Origin of the sequence: Rhodanobacter sp. B2A1Ga4 (assembly GCF_018101315.1) — a bacterium.
Classification (GTDB): Bacteria; Pseudomonadota; Gammaproteobacteria; order Xanthomonadales; family Rhodanobacteraceae; genus Rhodanobacter; species Rhodanobacter thiooxydans_A.
In genome coordinates this window covers 1,396,287-1,412,183 of sequence record NZ_JADBJR010000001.1, presented here as the reverse complement: position 1 = coordinate 1,412,183, position 15,897 = coordinate 1,396,287, and the positions used below count along the sequence as shown (strand labels likewise).

Below are 15,897 nucleotides of genomic sequence, written 5' to 3'. Positions count from 1 at the left end.
GTGAGCACCGCGGCCGGCATGGTTCAAGGCGATGCCGTGCCGGCGGATGGTGGCGGGGTCGCTCTTGGCGATGCCGAGTTCCGCTTCCTGCGCGACTTCGTCTACGAGCATTGCGGCATCGCGCTGGGCGAACACAAACGCCAGCTGGTGCAGGGGCGCCTGGCGCGACGCCTGCGCGCGCTGGGCCTGCGCCACTTCGGCGCGTACTGCGAGCTGCTGCGGCGCGACCCGCAGAGCGAGCTGGACAACCTCGCCAGCGCGATCAGCACCAACGTCACTTCGTTCTTCCGCGAGTCGCACCATTACGACCTGCTGGTCGACGAACTGCTGCCGCAGTGGCTGCAGCAGAAGCGCCGCGGCGGCGACCGTCTGCGGATCTGGTCGGCCGGCTGCTCCACCGGCGAGGAGCCGTACGCGCTGGCGATGGTGCTGGCCGAGGCCCTGGAGCGGCATGGCGCGGCAGGCATCGACGCGAAGATCCTCGCCACCGACCTGTCGCCGCAGGCGCTGGAAACGGCGCGCAATGGTGTGTATCCACTGGACAAGCTTGAGGGCATCAGCGAGGAACGCCGGCGCCGCTGGCTGTTGCGCGGCGACGGCGAGTACGCGGGCTACGCCTGTGTGCATCCGCGCCTGCGCGAGCTGGTGACCGTACAGCCGCTGAACCTGCTGCACGAGTGGCCCATGCGCGGTCCGTTCGACGCGATCTTCTGCCGCAACGTGGTGATCTACTTCGACCAGCCGACCAAGCAGCGGCTGTTCCGCCGCTACGCCGCGCTGCTGCCGGCCGGCGGCCACCTGTTCCTCGGCCACTCCGAGTCGCTGCACGGCATCAACGACGATTTCGAACTGATCGGCCGCACCGTCTACCGGAAGCTCGGATGATGCCGGTAGTGACGGCCGAGCGCCGCAGCGCCACGCTGCCCGAGGCCATGCCCGGTTTCGAGCACCTGCGCCGGTTCTGGGACCCGGCCCAGGGTCGCATGGTGGTGCGGGTGCTGCCGGGCGAGTTCTACGTGAGCGGTAGCGACGAGCTGGTCAGCACCGTGCTCGGTTCGTGCGTGTCGGCCTGCATCCACGACGCCGAACGCGGCGTCGGCGGCATGAACCACTTCATGCTGCCCGAGCCGATGGGCGAGCGCGACAGCTGGTCGCCGGCCATCGGGCGCGCCGCGCGCTACGGCAGCGACGCGATGGAGCAGCTGATCAACGCGATCCTGAAGGCCGGCGGCCAGCGCGCGAACCTGCGCGTCAAGGTGTTCGGCGGTGGCCGCGTGCTGGCCCAGCTGAGCGACGTGGGCCAACGCAACATCGACTTCGTGCATCGCTACATCGAGGCCGAGCGGCTGCAGTTGGCGGCCGAGGACCTGGGCGACGTCTACCCGCGCCAGGTGCAGTTCTTCCCGCACAGCGGCCGGGTCCGCGTGCGCCAGCTGCGCCGCAGCGACGACGTGGCGCTGGTGGCCGACGAGCGCGGCTACCTCAAGCGTTTGGCAAACGATCCGATAAAGGGTGAGGTCGAGCTGTTCTAGCGCCGTGGTTCCGGCGTGGCAATCGATCGGGCCACCGTCGCGGGCGACGGGGCCGTGGCTGCATGGCAAGGTGAGCAATGGATAGAGTGCGTGTTCTGGTAGTCGATGATTCCGCATTGGTGCGCAAGCTGATGTCGACCATGCTTGCCTGCGATCCGGACATCGAGGTCGTCGGCACGGCGGCGGATCCGCTGATCGCCCGCGACAAGATCAAGCAGCTCAACCCCGACGTGCTGACCCTGGACGTCGAGATGCCGCGCATGGACGGGCTGACCTTCCTGGAAAACCTGATGCGGCTGCGGCCGATGCCGGTGGTGATGGTGTCGTCGCTGACCACCCAGGGTGCCGAAGTGACGCTGCGCGCGCTGGAACTGGGCGCGGTGGATTTCCTGGCCAAGCCGAGCAGCGACCTGGCCAGCAGTTTCGGCGAACACACGCTGGAGATCTGCGCCAAGGTGAAGCAGGCAGCGCAGGCGAAGCCGCGCGCGCGCACCACGGTGCGCAAACTGGACGTGGCGCCGCGGCTGTCGGCCGATGCGGTGCTGCCGCGCGCGCAGACCGCAGGTACGCGCGGCGGCAGCCCGATCATCGCGATCGGCGCCTCCACCGGCGGCACCGAGGCGGTGCGCGTGGTGCTGGAGGCAATGCCGCCGGACGCGCCGCCGATCCTGGTGACCCAGCACATTCCTGCCGCCTTCAGCGGCCCGTTCGCTGCGCGTATGGATCGCTGCTCGGCGATGCGCGTGTGCGAGGCGCAGGACGGCCAGCCGATCCAGTCCGGCCATGCCTACATCGCGCCCGGCAGCCACCACCTGCTGGTGATGTGGGACGGCGCCAAATACGTGTGCCGCCTGCACGACGGTCCGCCGGTGAACCGGCACCGCCCCAGCGTCGACGTGCTGTTCCGCTCGCTGGCGGCCAGCGCCGGCGCCGCCACCATCGCCACGCTGCTTACCGGCATGGGCGGCGACGGTGCGCGCGGCCTGCTGGAACTGCGCCAGGCTGGCGCCGCCACGGTGGTGCAGGACGAGGCCAGTTCGGTGGTGTGGGGCATGCCCGGCGCCGCCTGGAAGCTCGACGCCGCGAGCGAAATGCAGTCGATCGAACACATGGCGGCGCGCCTGCTGGTGCTGGCCCGTCACCCCCATACCGGCGCTGCCAGCGCCTGACTCGCGGATACAGGATCATGTCATTCACTCCCGCTCTGTGGTTCCGACGCCAACCGGCCGGCTGGGTCGCCAGTGCCGTCGCCCTGCTGCTGGCGCTGGCCTGGCACCCGGCCTGGCTGGCGCCACTGCTGGTGGTTGCCCTGACCGCGACCTGGGCCATGCTGGAACGACCCGCCGCGACGCCAGTCGCGCAGACCCTTGCCGGCGCCCGCGCCGAACCGGTGCGCGAGGCGCTGGAGGATGTGCGCGGCGCGCTGGTCGACGAGCTCGGCCACGCCACCCGCGAGCTGCACCAGGGCCTGGACCTGCTGCGCGACGCGGTATCCGAGCTGGGCGGCGGCTTTGACGGCCTGTCCAGCAAGACCGCGCTGCAGCAGTCGTTGCTCAAGCAGATCATCGAGGTGCAGGACGGTGGCGTGTCGGTGCAGGATTTCGCCGCGCGTACCGGCGACCTGCTGGAGCACTTCGTCGGCATGATCGTGCAGATGTCGCGCGAGAGCCTGCGCATCGTCTACCGCATCGACGGCATGGCGAAGGAAATGGACGCGGTGTTCGGCCTGCTCAGGAACGTCAACACCATCGCCGAGGAAACCAACCTGCTGGCGCTGAACGCCGCGATCGAGGCGGCGCGCGCGGGCGAGTCCGGCCGCGGCTTCGCAGTGGTGGCCGGCGAGATCCGCAACCTGGCCAGCAACTCCAACCAGCTCAACGAGCAGATCGGTGGCCACGTCGAGCGTGCCCGCGCCGCGATGGAGCAGCTGCGCGGACTGATCGGCGCGATGGCCTCGCAGGATCTCAACGTGGCGCTGTCGGCCAAGGGCGGCATCGACGCGATGACGGCCCACGTCACCGAGACCGATGCGCGCACCAGCGTGGTGGCCGACCAGGCGGTCGAGATCAATCGCGGCCTCGGCAGCGACGTCTCCACCACCATCCGTTCGCTGCAGTTCGAGGACATCCTCGGCCAGCTGCTACGGCAGACCCGTACCCGGCTGGTCGAGCTGCAGGAGGTCGTGGGCGAATGCACGCGCGACATCGAGGAGCTGGCCTGTGGCCCGGTCGACGCCGACACGCTGGCGGCGCACGCCCAGCGGGTGCGCAGCCGGCTGGCGATCCAGCGCGAGAAGGCACGCCTGCGGTCCCGCGGCCCGGCGCTGCAGAGCTCGATGGACGCCGGCGAAATCGAACTTTTCTGAGGATTGCCCCATGATCGTCCACCACGACAGCGAACTGGATTGCCTCACCCTGCAACTGGGCGAACGCTTCGACTTCAGTATCCACCGCGATTTCCACGATGCCTGCCTGGGCAGCGGCAAGCCCGCGCGCAGCTACGTGATCGACCTGGGCGAGGTCACCGGGATGGACAGCTCGGCGCTCGGCATGCTGCTACTGCTGCGCGAGCACGCCGGCACCGACCGCTCCGACATCCGCATCGTCAATGCCTCCGGCGAGCTGCGCGGTACGTTGCGCGTGGCCGGTTTCGACAAGCTGTTCGTGCTGCACTGACTGCCTGCCGGCGCGGACGTGCGCGCCGCGGCGCCAGATACGACGAAGGCTCCTTGCGGAGCCTTCGTCGCGTCACGCTGCCGGATGCCTCACCAGGTGCGCACGTCGACCACGCTGACCGTGTAGCTGTCTATTTCCGACTGGTAGCGGAACATGCGACCCAGGTCGAAGTGCACGGTATCGCCGGGAGCGATGTTGGCGGTGCCGGCCGGCCAGCCCTGCTTGCTCTGCAGCACCTTGCCGGCGGCGTCCTTCACCTCGATGCGGACCTGCGCGGCCGAGGCCGCCGCGCAGTTGTTGACCAGCTCGCCGCGCAGGCTGAGGCGCGACGCCGCGACGCCGGGCTTGAAATCCTTGACCGCGAAATCGCCAGGCGCGCAGGCAGCCTGGGCGGCCAGCGGAGCGAACAGCAACACGGCGGAAACAACGAGAGCCTTCATGGGGAAACTCCATCGAACAGTGGGGGACCGCAATGCGGGGGACGGGACCACCCTCTATCGACGTCAGCGCGAAGAACTTTAGCGACGGGTGGCTGGCTCTCTGCGGCCGCTGCGCCGGGTGCGACCGACTAAAGAATTCCATCGGCATGCCGATGATTTTCCATGCCCGCATCGAAGGCATGCCTCGGGATGGCCCAAACCTCATGAAGACGCTGATCATTTCCGCCGTACTCCTGTTCGCCCCGCTGGCCGCCCAGGCCGACTGCAATCCGAAGGACTTCGCCATCAAGGATTTCAAGCCCGCAATCAACAACACGGGAACGGTCGCCCGCATGAGCCTGCGTGGCGAGCTGGTCAACAACTGCGCGGCGGCCTCGGCGGCACAGATCCGCATCGAGGTGAAGGACGCCGGCGGCAAGGTGTTGCAGAGCAAGCAGGGCTGGCCGGCTGGCACCGCCAACATCGCTCCCGGCGACACCGTGCACTTCGACCTGGGCCGCATGTTCCGCTACCAGTCGGAAATAGACAGCTACACGGTCAGCGTGGTCGACGTGCGCACCTGGTGAGCAGTCCGCTGCCGCGGTACGGCAGGCTGGGCCCGGAATCCTGCCGCGCGTTCATCCGCCGGCGTGCTCGATGAACCACAGCCCGGCGAACAGTTTCGGGTCGATCGAGTAGCCTTCGGCGGCGCGCGCGAACAGCCAGGCGCCTGCTTCGCGGCGCGGCACCTCGTGCACCACGATGTTCTCGGTGTCGTCGCCGCCGCCGGGGCCGACCTTTTGCAGATCCCATGCGCGTACGAAGGTGATCATCTCGGTGCTCATGCCGGATGAGGACGGTCCGCGATGGACGAACTCCACCCGCTGGCAGCGCCAGCCGGTTTCCTCCTCCAGTTCGCGCCGGGCCGCCAGCAGGGCGGTTTCGTCGGCCTGGCCGGCCAGGTCGCCGACCAGGCCGGCCGGCATCTCGATGGTGTTCTGCAGGATCGACACGCGGTACTGCTCGACGAACAGCACCTTGTCCGCAGGCGTCACCGCCAGGATGATTACCGCGCCGCCGGGGTTGTTGCGCTCGGCGTACTCCCAGCGACCGCGCTTGCGCAGGCTCAGCCAACGACCTTCATGCAGGGTTTCCACCGGAGCGTCGGCATCGGCGGGGATGTGGCTGGTGGAGTCGTTCATGGGTCATCGCGTGCGGAGCCAGGGTCAGTCGGCATCTTGAACGGTCCATGGTGCAGCGACAACCGTCCGGCGCGCTACAGCCACTTTGCGCGCTTGAGCCCCAGGTAGATGCCGCTGACCACGCCGGCCACCACCACGATGATGGCGGGGTAGGCCCAGGGGCGGCTGAGCTCGGGCATGTGGGTGAAGTTCATGCCATACCAGCTGGTCAGCAGGGTCGGCGCGGCGAGCATGGCGGCCCAGCCGGCGAGCTTTTTCATCACCTCGTTCTGGCGCAGGCTGACCAGCGACAGGTTGACGTTGATCGCGGCGGTGAGCATCTCGCGCATCGCGCCGATCGCCTCGTTGACGCGGAAGGCGTGGTCATAGACGTCGCGGAAGTACGCGTGCAGCACCTCGGGGATCAGGTTCGGGTGCAGCCGGATCAGCTGGTTGATGATGTCCTGCAGCGGCGCCACCGCCAGGCGCAGCGTCATCAGGTCGCGCTGCATGTCGTACAGGCGGCGTATCGTGCTGCTCTTGAACGTCTCGCCGAAGATGTCGTGCTCGAGCTGCTGCACTTCCTCGCGGAAGTCGCGCACGATCGGCAGCAGGTTGTCGACGATGAAGTCGAGCACGCCGTACAGCCCGTAACTGGGGCCGTTCGCCAGCAGTTCCGGCGCGTGTTCGCAGGTGCGCCGTGCCGGCGCGTAGGACTGCGAGGCGCCGTGGCGCACGGTGACCAGGTAGCGCGGGCCGAAGAAGATGTGCGTTTCGCCGAACGCCAGTTCGCCGTTGATCAGCTGCGCGGTCTGCACCACCAGGAACAGCGAGTCGCCGTAGGTTTCCAGCTTGGTGCGCTGGTGCGCGGCGTGCGCGTCCTCGATCGCCAGGTCGTGCAGGCCGAATTCGTCCTGGATCTTTTCCAGCAGCGCCTCGTCCGGCTCGTACAGGCCGACCCAGACGAAGGTATCCGGTTCGGCCAGCACGTCGCTGATTGCGTCGAGGGTAACGTCGCCGATGCGGCTGCCGTCCTTGCGGTAGGCGATGCAGTTGACCACCATGGGCTGGCTGCTGGTCGACGGTGCATTCGGCGGCGTGATCGGATTCATGCCCGCATCATGCCCCGCGCCCGATGGCGGGGCAATTGGATTACCGGCGGTGGCGGCGCAGGCTCCACGCCAGCACCAGCCAGCACGGCAGGGCGAACAGCAGCCACGGCTGGTTCTGCTGCATGGTGCCGGGCAGCAGGTGCAGCAGCACGGCGGCCATGCAGGCGAGCAGCTGCAGCGCGATCACGCCGTCGATGAAGCGCGAGGCGGCGAGGCCGCGGCGCGAGCGCCACAGCGTCGGCAGCAGCGCGAAGGCCAGCGGGTTGAACAGCAGCAGGTTCGCGTTGGCCCAGGCCGAGTGGTGGGTGGTCAGCGTCCACAGCGTCAGCAACAGCAGGCCGACCAGACCGGCTGCCAGCAGGTAGACAGTACCGAGCAGGGCGTAGCCGGTCGGCCACCAGCGGCGGGCGAGCACGAGCAGCGCGGCCAGCAGCAGGCCGGCCAGGGCCAGCGGCAGGCGCAGGTCGGGCGCGGTCGGTGGCGGCACGTCGAGCCGGTTCGGCGAGGTGAGTTGCTCGTCCTGCACCAGCGGCTGCAGGTTGCCGTGGCCGTCGTCGACGCGCACCTCGCGCAGCTGCGCCTGCAGCACTTCAGGCAGGAAGCTTTCCTGCCAGGCGTTCAGCGGCTGGTCGGCATACGGCCCCAGACCCAGGTCCAGCAGCAGCATCAGCCACGGCTGCGCGCTCATCAATCGCACGGTCTGCTGGCGGTAGGTCATGCCGCCGGGGCGCGCCTTCAGACGGGCTGCCAGCACGCCGCCGAGCGCCTTGTCCAGCGCGTCGCGCACGCGGGTGGTGCAGTTGTCGACGTAGTAGTCGTAGGCGTAGCCGGCATTTTCCGGGCGCAGGTTCCACAACAGGAAGTCGCGCAGCGCGGTTGCCTGTTCGGCCGTCATCACCAGCCGCTGGCGGGTGATCGAGCGGCCGGCCTCGACGTAGTAGCGCTCGTCCTGGTCGCTCGGCGCCGCGTCCATCAGGTAGTGCATGCGGCCGCGGGCGAAGTTCAGCAGGAAGTTCTTCTCGTTGAAATCGAACACGCCGTAGTTGAAGTTGACGGCCTCGCCCGAAACCGTGTCGCGCAGCTCGATCGCGTCGTGGCCGAAGCGCTCCCAGTAGGTTTCGCCCGGGCCGTAGGTGACCAGCGACACTTCGAGGTTGGCACCGGGCGCATTGGCGACGCTGGCGTGAGCCAGGGAGGTTGTCAGCCACAGGGTGATGAATAAAAAAGCGAAACCGATCTGTCGCATGAATCCAGCCTTGTCGTGGTGCACATCAATCCTGTGGAGCGGTTGGCTTGGCAGCCTGGGTGGGCCCGGTTTCGTCATCAGCTGGACTGGCCTAGCGCCTTCGGGCGTCGAAGCGCCGGCGCTGGCGAGATGGCTTCCGCGGCAAGCGCGGAGGGTGAGGCCATGTGCAAGGTTACGATGATCGCGACCGGAGCGGGTATCCCGGTCGACCGCAGCGGTTGACCGTGGAGGCGAGTCCACAGCTGGAGCGTGTCCGTCCGGCGGGTACGCATCAGCCCAGCAGCAGGGCGGTGTTGTCCGCGTCCGGCACAACCAGCCGGTCGAGGCCGAGGCTGATGAAGCGGCGCGCGGCCGCGGCCGGTCGCCGGTCGCCGCGATGGTTTGACCAGCTGGCCTGGCGTGCCAGCAACGCCGCCGCGGCGCAGCGCGCCAGGGTGAAGGCGAGGCCGCGTGCGCCGGCTTCCAGCGTGTCGCGTGCGTCCGCCTGCTGGTCGAGCCAGCGCGCCGCGGCGTCCAGCGTCTGCCGGATCGCGCTGGCCGCGTGCATGTCGTCGTTGCTGGCCAGCCAGCCGACACAGGCCGTGCGCAACGCGTCGAGGCCGTCGCCGGCCAGTGCGCGCAGGCTGTCCAGCGACAGCACGTTGGTGGTGCCTTCCCAGATCGCGTAGACCTGCGCGTCGCGCAGCAGCTGCGGCAGGCCGGTATCCTCGATGTAGCCGGCGCCGCCGAAACATTCGATCGCTTCCGAGCAGATCTGCACCGCCAGCTTGCCGGTCCACAGCTTGGCCAGCGGCGTGAGCAGACGCAGCAGCGCCGCCTCGTGCGCCGCCGCCGCGCCCTGTTCGACGCGACCGAGCAGATGGGCGACCTCGAATGCCAGCGCGAACGCGCCCTCGAACTCCGCCTGCATGTCGGCCAGCGTCTGCGCGTGCAGCGGCTGCTCGACCAACGGACGGCCAAACGCGCGGCGGCGTTCGGCGAAGTCGCGCGCCAGGGCGATCGCGCGGGCCATGCTGGCGACCGCGCAGATCGCGTTCCAGGTGCGCGTGATGTTGAGCATCGGCGCTACCTGGCGCACGCCGTGGGCCAGTTCGCCCAGCGGCCACGCGGGCAGGCCGTCCAGGTGGATCTCCGCGGTGGGCAGTTCCTGCGTGCCGAGCTTGTCCTTCAAGCGGTCGATCACCAGCTCCGGCTTGCGCCGCGCGCCGTCCATCGTCTCGACGTAGAACAGCGCCAGCGACGTGGTGCCCGCAGCAGTCGCGCCTTCGGGCCGCGCCAGCGCCAGCGCCGCCTCGCCAACCACCGCCGAGCTGAACCACTTGCGCCCGTACAGACGCCACTGGCCGTTCGCATCCTGCCGAGCGATGGTTTCGGTGTGGCCGACATCAGAACCGCCGACGTTCTCGGTCATCCATTGCCCGCTGAGCCAGAACGTGGCCACATCACGGCTGAGGAAACGCGGCAACGCGCGCTCGATCAGCTCGTGGTTGCCGGACGCCTTGATCGCGGTGGCGGCGCCGTCGGTCATCGCCAGCGGGCAGGTATAGAACTCGCTGGCGAGGTGGTAGAGGTAGACGCGGGCAAACTCTTCCAGCCGCGCATGCTCGCTGTCTGCATGGCCGGCGGCGAGCACCGCGTGTCGCGTCGTCATCGCTGCGCCTTCATGCCACGCCGGCGTCAGCTCGATGCGGTCGATGCGGCGTCCCCATGCATCCCATTGCGTCAGCACCGGTTTGCGCCGCGTCGTGGTGCATGCGCGCTGCCACGCCATCTGCGCATAGTCGCCCAGCGCGTCGAGGTCGGCGTCCAGCGCGGCGAGGCGCTCGGCGGGCAGCGCGCGATCGAGCAGGGCTAGCAGAACGCGGTCGCTGCGATACGGATGGGGAAGTTGCGGCGGATCCTGCAGGAAGGCCATGGCGCGCTCCGTCCAGAGTCGAGGTGTCGAGTATAGGCATGCGGGCATTCGGCGCGTGGCGCTGGCATCATCGAAAGCCCTTCCCCGGTGCAGGCGTCACCCATGCGATTTTCCGAAGCGATGCAGACCGTCACCCGCCACGGCAACGGCTGGCAGGCCACGGTGAGCGAAGACTGGCTGCAGGGGCGAAGCGCGTTCGGCGGCCTGCAGGCAGCGCTGGCGCTGCGCGCCATGCGCGAGCTGGTGCCGGCGGACATGCCCCTGCGCAGCCTGCAGACCACTTTCGTGGCGCCGGTGCCGGCCGGCACGGTGAGCCTCCGCGCGCAATGCTTGCGCGCAGGCCGCAGCGCGATCCAGATCGAGGCCAGCCTGTGCGACGGCGAGCAGACTCTGTGCCGGCTGCTCGGCGTATTCGGCAGCGCGCGGCCGTCGGTACTGGATTTCCAGCCCGTGCAATCACCCGTGGAGCATGCAGCAGCACCGCAGCTGCGCTACGTCGAAGGCCGCATGCCCGCCTTCACCCAGCACTTCCGCGCCCGCTGGCTGCGCGGCGACCTGCCGTTCAGCGGCGGCCACCAGCGCAAAAGCGTGTTGCAGCTTTCGCTGTGCGACGAAGGCCCCGTCGACGAAACCCACGTGCTCGCCTTCGCCGACTTCATCCCGCCCATCGCCCTGTCGATGTTCCCCACCCCCACCCCCGGCAGCTCGCTCACCTGGATGCTCGAACTGCTGCGCGACCGCTACGACGATCTCGGGATGGACGATTGGCGCGTGGATGCCGAGCTCATCGCTGCACGCGATGGCTATACCAACCAGAGCGTGATGCTGTGGGGGCCGGGTGGGGAGCCGGTGGCGTTGAGTCGACAGAGCATGGTGGTGTTTGGATGAGCGGCTGCGCTGCCCCTTATCCGGAAGGTTGTCGGGCACTGACACCCCCATCGCCCCTACGGCTCCACTACGGCGATAAAGCTGGATCCGGCATCCGTGCACAACAACGGACAGCTTATCCACAGACTTCTTGTCTCGAGTGATGAGGCACAGGCGCGTACCATTCACTCATGGCCATCAAACACATCAGTGAGACGCTTGCGCGGCTAGAAGTCATCCGGTACGCGTATGAGAGTCCACCGGAGGAATCGCTAGGCGAGCGAATTGCGGGCTCCTTGGCTGCTGGCGTGACATTCAGCACGCAGGCGTGGGTGGACACAGCTGCCGGGCCCTTCCGCCTCGACATGCTGCTCGTACATCCATCGGGCCGACGCATTGCCATAGAGGTCGACGGCCGCGACTTCCACGACATCAATCGTGATCGGTGGCGCACGGTCTTCGTCCTCTGCACCGGCAAGGCGCACGTCGTTTATCGCGTTGCTGCTTCGCTGATCTACACGAACCTAGTTGGCGTCCTTGCTGGACTGGCAAACATAGAGCCTCGATTCTTCGATCCGGCTCACGCCGCACGATGGAAGGATGTTTCAGGGGATTGCTGGGAGTTAGCCAGTGCGGAAGATGATTCGCTCGACCATGATGGCGATGCCGTACGTGATGGCTGGTCGGCCAGGGACGGCTGGCAGTCGTCATCGCGCGTCTTTACGGTGAACTTCCAGTTCGACATGGACAACTGCTCTTACGCGAGGGTCATGCCCTATGTGGAGTTCGCCAAAGAGACCGGACTGCGGGACGTCGACCAGCTGACCGCGGCATGGACGGAACGCAATCGCGAGCGTGAGAAGGTACGGTCGCCGGCTCCAAGGGACACGGTGAGCGAGATCTTCGCCAGCATCTCCGCAGGAGATTTCGCCGAAGAGGCCTGGTGAGGTACGCAGCAAACGGGGTCCAGCAAACCGGGTCAGGTTCTCTTTCCAAGTGTCAGGCAGTATCCCCGCCTCGGGGCTTGCGCTTCACCCCAGCCCCCAACGCCCCGATCAACAACACCGTCAACACAATCTCCGCCACCGCCAGCCAGCGCTCCCCGGCCGAGCTCCACGCCTCGGCCACGCCGTGGCTGAAGTAGAACAGGCTGAGGATGCCGACCCAGAGCAGGGCGCGGCGTACGTTGCGCAGGGCGAACAGGGGCAACAGCAGCGGGACGACGGTGATCGCGAGTACCAGAAGCAGCGGCAGGCTCTGCGGCGGTACCAGCCAGGCGTGCCAGACGAGCTGTAGCACGACGAGCAAGGCCCAGGCGGCCAGGCCGACGCGATAGACCGGCAGGATGGGGGCGCGCGTAGCGGCGCTCATGGCGTGGCCGCCAGGCGGCGGGCCACGTCGGCGAGGCGGCGGCCCAGCGCGCGGGCCAGCTCGCGTTCGTGTTCGCTGATCGGGTTGTCGCCCTTGGCGCCGGCGACGTGGCTGGCGCCATACGGGGTGCCGCCGCTCTGCGTGCTGGTCAATGCCGGCTCGGTGTACGGCACGCCGAGCAGCAGCATGCCGTGATGCAGCAGCGGCAGCGCCATTGACAGCAGGGTGGATTCCTGGCCGCCGTGCATGGTGCTGGTGGAGGTGAACAGCACGGCCGGCTTGCCGACCAGCGCGCCGCTGGCCCACTCGGCGCCGGTGGTGTCGAGGAAGTGTTTCAGCGGCGCGGCCATGTTGCCGAAGCGGGTGGGGCTGCCCATGGCGAGCCCGATGCAGTCGAGCAGGTCCTGCTTGGCGGCGTACGGCGCGCCGTCCTCGGGTTCGGGCGGTTGCGCGATCTCGGTCACCGGCGCCACCGGCGGCACCTGGCGCAGGCGTGCGCGCATGCCGGGCACTTCCTCGATGCCGCGAGCGATCAGGCGCGCCAGCTGGGCGGTGTGGCCGCTGCGGCTGTAGTACAGGACCAGGATTTCGTGATTCATGCGGCGTCGACTCGCGCGTTTGAGGCATTCACAGCCAATACGCTAGTGTACCGGCCGGTACCCACGATGTTGGCGGTCCGCCCGGCCGCCAGCGAAAGGACAGCGATGATCCGGCGTTTCAACCACGAGCGCACGAAGAGTTTCAGCCGCTTCATCTGGCAGCGCTTCGTCGACGACAAGTGCTTCGAGACGGCGGGTGCGTTGTCGTACACCACCCTGGTCTCGCTGGTGCCACTGACGGTGGCGATGTTCGCGATGTTCTCGGCGTTTCCGGTGTTCCAGCCGGCGCGCGACACGCTGATCAATTTCGTGTTCAACAATTTCGTGCCGTCGACCGGCGAGGCGGTGCAGGCGACCATGCTGGGCTTCGCGGCGAACGCCAGCAAGCTCACCGGCATCAGCATCCTGGTGATGCTGTTCAGCGCGCTGTCGATGATGATCAGCATCGAGGATCGGCTGAACCGGATCTGGCGTGTGCACCAGCCGCGCAGCTGGAGTTCCCGCCTGCTGTTGTACTGGGCGGCGCTGACGCTGGGGCCGATCCTGGTGGTCGGCGGCATCGCGGTGACTTCCTACGTGACCGCGGCGCCGCTTCTGCACAGCGCCGCCGATCAGCTCGGCGGCGTCGCGCAAGGCCTGTTGAGCACGTTGCCGTTCGTGGTGACCTTCTTCACGCTGTGGCTGATGTACTCGGTGATCCCGAACTGCAGGGTGTCGCGCCGCGACGCGGCGATCGGTGCGCTGCTCGGCGCGGTGCTGTTCGAGATCGCGCGCTGGGGCTTCGGCCAGTTCGTGCAGCAGGCGCAGACCTACCAGCAGATCTACGGCGTGCTGGCGGCGATCCCGATCTTCCTGCTGTGGGTCTACCTGTCGTGGGTGATCGTGATCCTGGCCGCGTCGATCGCCGCGTCGGCGTCCGCGTTCGAGTACCACGCGCCGATGCAGACGCTGCCCGAAGGCAGCGAATTCCTCGGCCTGCTGGTGGTACTGGGGCACTTCGTCGAGGCGCAGCGCAGCGGTGGCAGCGTGGACCTGGCCGACCTGCGCGTGCGCGAACCGTACCTGCGCAGCGCGCTGATCGCCGATTACTTCGACGACCTGCAGCGGGCCGAACTGATCCGGCGCGGCGAAACCGGCGGCTGGCTGCTGTGCCGCAGCCTGGACAGCACGGACCTGCTGCGCGTGTACCGGCACACCGACTACCGCCTGCCGCTGCAGCCGCAGGAAGAGGCCGTCGCGCTGGGCATCGCGCTGCCGCCGGAGCTGCTGGCGCTGCTGGCCGAACTGGCCGCCGCGCTGCAGGCGAAGCTGGGTGCCCGGCTCGACCAGATCTATCCCCCTGCCGCCGACCCGGCGGCTGACACCGAGGAACTTCCCGCATGACCTTGCTCTCTTTCCTGTCCCGCCCGGCGGCCGTGCTGGCCGTGGCGCTCGCGTTTGCCGCGCCCGCACAGGCGGCGATGCCGGCGCAGCCGACCCTGCACGTCACCACGCTGGACGGCAAGACCTTCGACCTGGCCGCGCAGCGCGGCAAGTGGGTGATCGTCAACTACTGGGCGACCTGGTGCGTGCCGTGCATCAAGGAGATGCCGGACATCTCGCGTTTCGTCGCCGCGCACAAGAACGTCGCCGCGATCGGGCTGGCCTACGAAGACAGCGAGCCAGCCGACATCAAGGCGTTCCTGACCAAGCACCCGGTGGTGTACCCGATCGCCCAGGTCACCATGGACCAGCCGCCGAAGGATTTCGACGAGCCGCGCGGGCTGCCCACCACCTACCTGATCAGCCCCGATGGCAAGGTGGCCAAACACATCGTGGGACCGGTGACCGAGGCGTCGCTGGAAGGGCTGATCGGAGGCAAGTGATGCCCACCGCGCGCTTCATCGTCAGCGGCCGGGTGCAGGGCGTGTGCTATCGCGCCAGCACCCGCGAGCAGGCGCTGGCGCACGGGCTGGCCGGACACGCGAGGAATCGTGCCGACGGCAGCGTTGAGGTATTGGCGTGCGGTACGGCCGCGGCGCTCGACGCGCTGGAATGCTGGCTGCGGCAGGGGCCGCCGGCGGCGCGGGTCGAGATGGTCAGCCGCGAGGACTTGCCGGAGCAGGATCTGCACGGCTTCCACACCGGCTAGAACGTATCGGGTACCCACAGCGCCTGGTTGGTGACGTGCTCGGCCTTCGGCTTGCCTTTGAGCTTCGGCAGCTTCACCGCAGGCACGGCTTCCTCGTGCAGCGGCACTTGCTGCAGCAGGTGACGGATCAGGTTGATCCGGCCGCGCTTCTGATCGTTGAAATCCACCACGAACCACGGTGCGTGCTCGGCATGCGTGCGCTCGATCATCACGTCGCGCAACCGGCCCATCTCGGCGTACTTCTGGCGCGCGACCAGGTCCACCGGCGAGAGCTTCCAGCGTTTCAGCGGATCGTCGGCGCGCTCGGCGAAGCGCTGCTCCTGCTCGGCCTGGTCCACCGCCAGCCAGTACTTGATGAGGATGATGCCGTCGTCGGCGAGCAGCTTCTCGAACGCCGGCACGGCGTCAAGGAAGGCCTCGTACTGCGTGCTGCTGCAGAAGCCCATCGCCGGCTCCACCACCGCGCGGTTGTACCAACTGCGGTCGAACAGCACGAATTCGCCGGCGCTGGGCAGGTGGGCGACGTAGCGCTGGAAGTACCACTGGGTGGCTTCGGTCTCGCTGGGCTTGCCGAGTGCGGCAATGCGGTAGCCACGGGTGTCCAGGCTCTCGGTGATGGCCTTGATGGTGCCGCCCTTGCCGGCGGCGTCGCGGCCTTCGAAGATCACCAGCAGGCGCTTGCCGCTGCTGCGCAGGCCGTGTTGCAGCCGGATCAGGTCGAGCTGCAGTGTCTCGATCGCCTTGCGGTAGTGCTTGCTCATGGGTATTCAGCCTCGAAACTTCTCAACCTCGTCATTCCGGCGAAGGCCGGAATCGCACTTGCGGTGTACGAAAGGCAGATGTGATTCC

The 15,897-nt window shown here is 68.1% G+C and carries 19 protein-coding genes; 11 read left to right on the top strand and 8 right to left on the bottom strand.

All coding sequences use genetic code 11. The annotated features are described in order from the left end of the window. The 5 genes from IMW82_RS06685 (at position 1) to IMW82_RS06665 (ending at position 4,207) form a co-directional block, all read left to right on the top strand. The gene (locus tag IMW82_RS06685) at positions 1 to 885 is read left to right on the top strand and encodes a protein-glutamate O-methyltransferase (RefSeq protein WP_211004071.1); all 885 of its coding nucleotides are present in this window, start codon (positions 1 to 3) and stop codon (positions 883 to 885) included. Next, positions 882 to 1,532 carry a chemoreceptor glutamine deamidase CheD gene (cheD, locus tag IMW82_RS06680; protein ID WP_211004070.1) on the top strand — a complete coding sequence of 217 codons (651 nt, stop codon included), beginning with the start codon at positions 882 to 884 and terminating at the stop codon, positions 1,530 to 1,532. Before IMW82_RS06685 ends, cheD begins: the two co-directional genes overlap by 4 nt. A gap of 77 nt (positions 1,533 to 1,609) precedes the next feature. Next, complete coding sequence (locus tag IMW82_RS06675) at positions 1,610 to 2,701, top strand: chemotaxis response regulator protein-glutamate methylesterase (protein ID WP_211004069.1); 1,092 nt, start codon at positions 1,610 to 1,612, stop codon at positions 2,699 to 2,701. Positions 2,702 to 2,718: 17 nt separating this feature from the next. Then, positions 2,719 to 3,897: a methyl-accepting chemotaxis protein gene (locus IMW82_RS06670; RefSeq protein ID WP_211004068.1), complete on the top strand. Its 1,179-nt coding sequence runs from the start codon at positions 2,719 to 2,721 to the stop codon at positions 3,895 to 3,897. Positions 3,898 to 3,907: 10 nt separating this feature from the next. Next, positions 3,908 to 4,207, top strand: coding sequence for an STAS domain-containing protein (locus IMW82_RS06665; protein WP_108470700.1), 300 nt, complete (start codon positions 3,908 to 3,910; stop codon positions 4,205 to 4,207). An 89-nt stretch (positions 4,208 to 4,296) separates the two neighbouring features. Here the strand turns inward: IMW82_RS06665 and IMW82_RS06660 are convergent, their stop codons facing one another. Beyond that, a complete protein-coding gene (locus IMW82_RS06660) occupies positions 4,297 to 4,647 on the bottom strand; it encodes a hypothetical protein (RefSeq protein WP_108470699.1) in 351 nt (116 codons plus the stop codon). 203 nt (positions 4,648 to 4,850) lie between these two features. Here IMW82_RS06660 and IMW82_RS06655 point away from each other — a divergent pair, with 203 nt between their 5' ends. Then, positions 4,851 to 5,213 carry a hypothetical protein gene (locus tag IMW82_RS06655; RefSeq protein ID WP_108470698.1) on the top strand — a complete coding sequence of 121 codons (363 nt, stop codon included), beginning with the start codon at positions 4,851 to 4,853 and terminating at the stop codon, positions 5,211 to 5,213. A 51-nt stretch (positions 5,214 to 5,264) separates the two neighbouring features. On the opposite strand, the gene IMW82_RS06650 is transcribed toward IMW82_RS06655, so the two are convergent. The 4 genes from IMW82_RS06650 to IMW82_RS06635 all read right to left on the bottom strand — a co-directional run bounded on the left by IMW82_RS06650 (position 5,265) and on the right by IMW82_RS06635 (position 10,080). Next, a complete protein-coding gene (locus tag IMW82_RS06650; RefSeq protein ID WP_211004067.1) occupies positions 5,265 to 5,828 on the bottom strand; it encodes an NUDIX hydrolase in 564 nt (187 codons plus the stop codon). 74 nt (positions 5,829 to 5,902) lie between these two features. Further along, entirely contained in the window at positions 5,903 to 6,919 is a 1,017-nt protein-coding gene (locus IMW82_RS06645; protein WP_108470696.1) for a magnesium and cobalt transport protein CorA, read from the bottom strand. Positions 6,920 to 6,959: 40 nt separating this feature from the next. Next, the gene (locus IMW82_RS06640; RefSeq protein ID WP_211004066.1) at positions 6,960 to 8,165 is read right to left on the bottom strand and encodes a DUF4105 domain-containing protein; all 1,206 of its coding nucleotides are present in this window, start codon (positions 8,163 to 8,165) and stop codon (positions 6,960 to 6,962) included. A 271-nt stretch (positions 8,166 to 8,436) separates the two neighbouring features. Beyond that, positions 8,437 to 10,080, bottom strand: coding sequence for an acyl-CoA dehydrogenase family protein (locus IMW82_RS06635; protein WP_211004065.1), 1,644 nt, complete (start codon positions 10,078 to 10,080; stop codon positions 8,437 to 8,439). 102 nt (positions 10,081 to 10,182) lie between these two features. On the opposite strand from IMW82_RS06635, the gene IMW82_RS06630 reads away from it, so the two are divergent. Further along, positions 10,183 to 10,968: a thioesterase family protein gene (locus IMW82_RS06630; protein WP_211004064.1), complete on the top strand. Its 786-nt coding sequence runs from the start codon at positions 10,183 to 10,185 to the stop codon at positions 10,966 to 10,968. A 170-nt stretch (positions 10,969 to 11,138) separates the two neighbouring features. Then, positions 11,139 to 11,894 carry a hypothetical protein gene (locus tag IMW82_RS06625; protein WP_211004063.1) on the top strand — a complete coding sequence of 252 codons (756 nt, stop codon included), beginning with the start codon at positions 11,139 to 11,141 and terminating at the stop codon, positions 11,892 to 11,894. A 52-nt stretch (positions 11,895 to 11,946) separates the two neighbouring features. On the opposite strand, the gene IMW82_RS06620 is transcribed toward IMW82_RS06625, so the two are convergent. Both IMW82_RS06620 and wrbA read right to left on the bottom strand, forming a co-directional pair. Then, positions 11,947 to 12,318 (bottom strand): DUF2069 domain-containing protein, encoded by a 372-nt coding sequence (locus IMW82_RS06620; protein WP_211004062.1) that lies wholly within the window; start codon positions 12,316 to 12,318, stop codon positions 11,947 to 11,949. Further along, on the bottom strand, positions 12,315 to 12,917 hold the full coding sequence (gene wrbA / locus IMW82_RS06615) for an NAD(P)H:quinone oxidoreductase (RefSeq protein ID WP_211004061.1): 603 nt from the start codon (positions 12,915 to 12,917) through the stop codon (positions 12,315 to 12,317). The genes IMW82_RS06620 and wrbA overlap by 4 nt, the downstream gene beginning before the upstream one ends. 105 nt (positions 12,918 to 13,022) lie before the next feature. On the opposite strand from wrbA, the gene IMW82_RS06610 reads away from it, so the two are divergent. The 3 genes from IMW82_RS06610 to IMW82_RS06600 are packed head-to-tail and all read left to right on the top strand — an operon-like array spanning position 13,023 to position 15,048. Beyond that, on the top strand, positions 13,023 to 14,300 hold the full coding sequence (locus IMW82_RS06610) for a YihY family inner membrane protein (protein ID WP_211004060.1): 1,278 nt from the start codon (positions 13,023 to 13,025) through the stop codon (positions 14,298 to 14,300). Beyond that, positions 14,297 to 14,782 carry a TlpA disulfide reductase family protein gene (locus tag IMW82_RS06605; RefSeq protein WP_211004059.1) on the top strand — a complete coding sequence of 162 codons (486 nt, stop codon included), beginning with the start codon at positions 14,297 to 14,299 and terminating at the stop codon, positions 14,780 to 14,782. Before IMW82_RS06610 ends, IMW82_RS06605 begins: the two co-directional genes overlap by 4 nt. Further along, a complete protein-coding gene (locus IMW82_RS06600; RefSeq protein WP_211004058.1) occupies positions 14,782 to 15,048 on the top strand; it encodes an acylphosphatase in 267 nt (88 codons plus the stop codon). The genes IMW82_RS06605 and IMW82_RS06600 overlap by 1 nt, the downstream gene beginning before the upstream one ends. On the opposite strand, the gene ppk2 is transcribed toward IMW82_RS06600, so the two are convergent. After that, positions 15,045 to 15,809 (bottom strand): polyphosphate kinase 2, encoded by a 765-nt coding sequence (gene ppk2, locus IMW82_RS06595; RefSeq protein ID WP_211004057.1) that lies wholly within the window; start codon positions 15,807 to 15,809, stop codon positions 15,045 to 15,047. The genes IMW82_RS06600 and ppk2 overlap by 4 nt on opposite strands. Positions 15,810 to 15,897 lie beyond the last annotated feature (88 nt).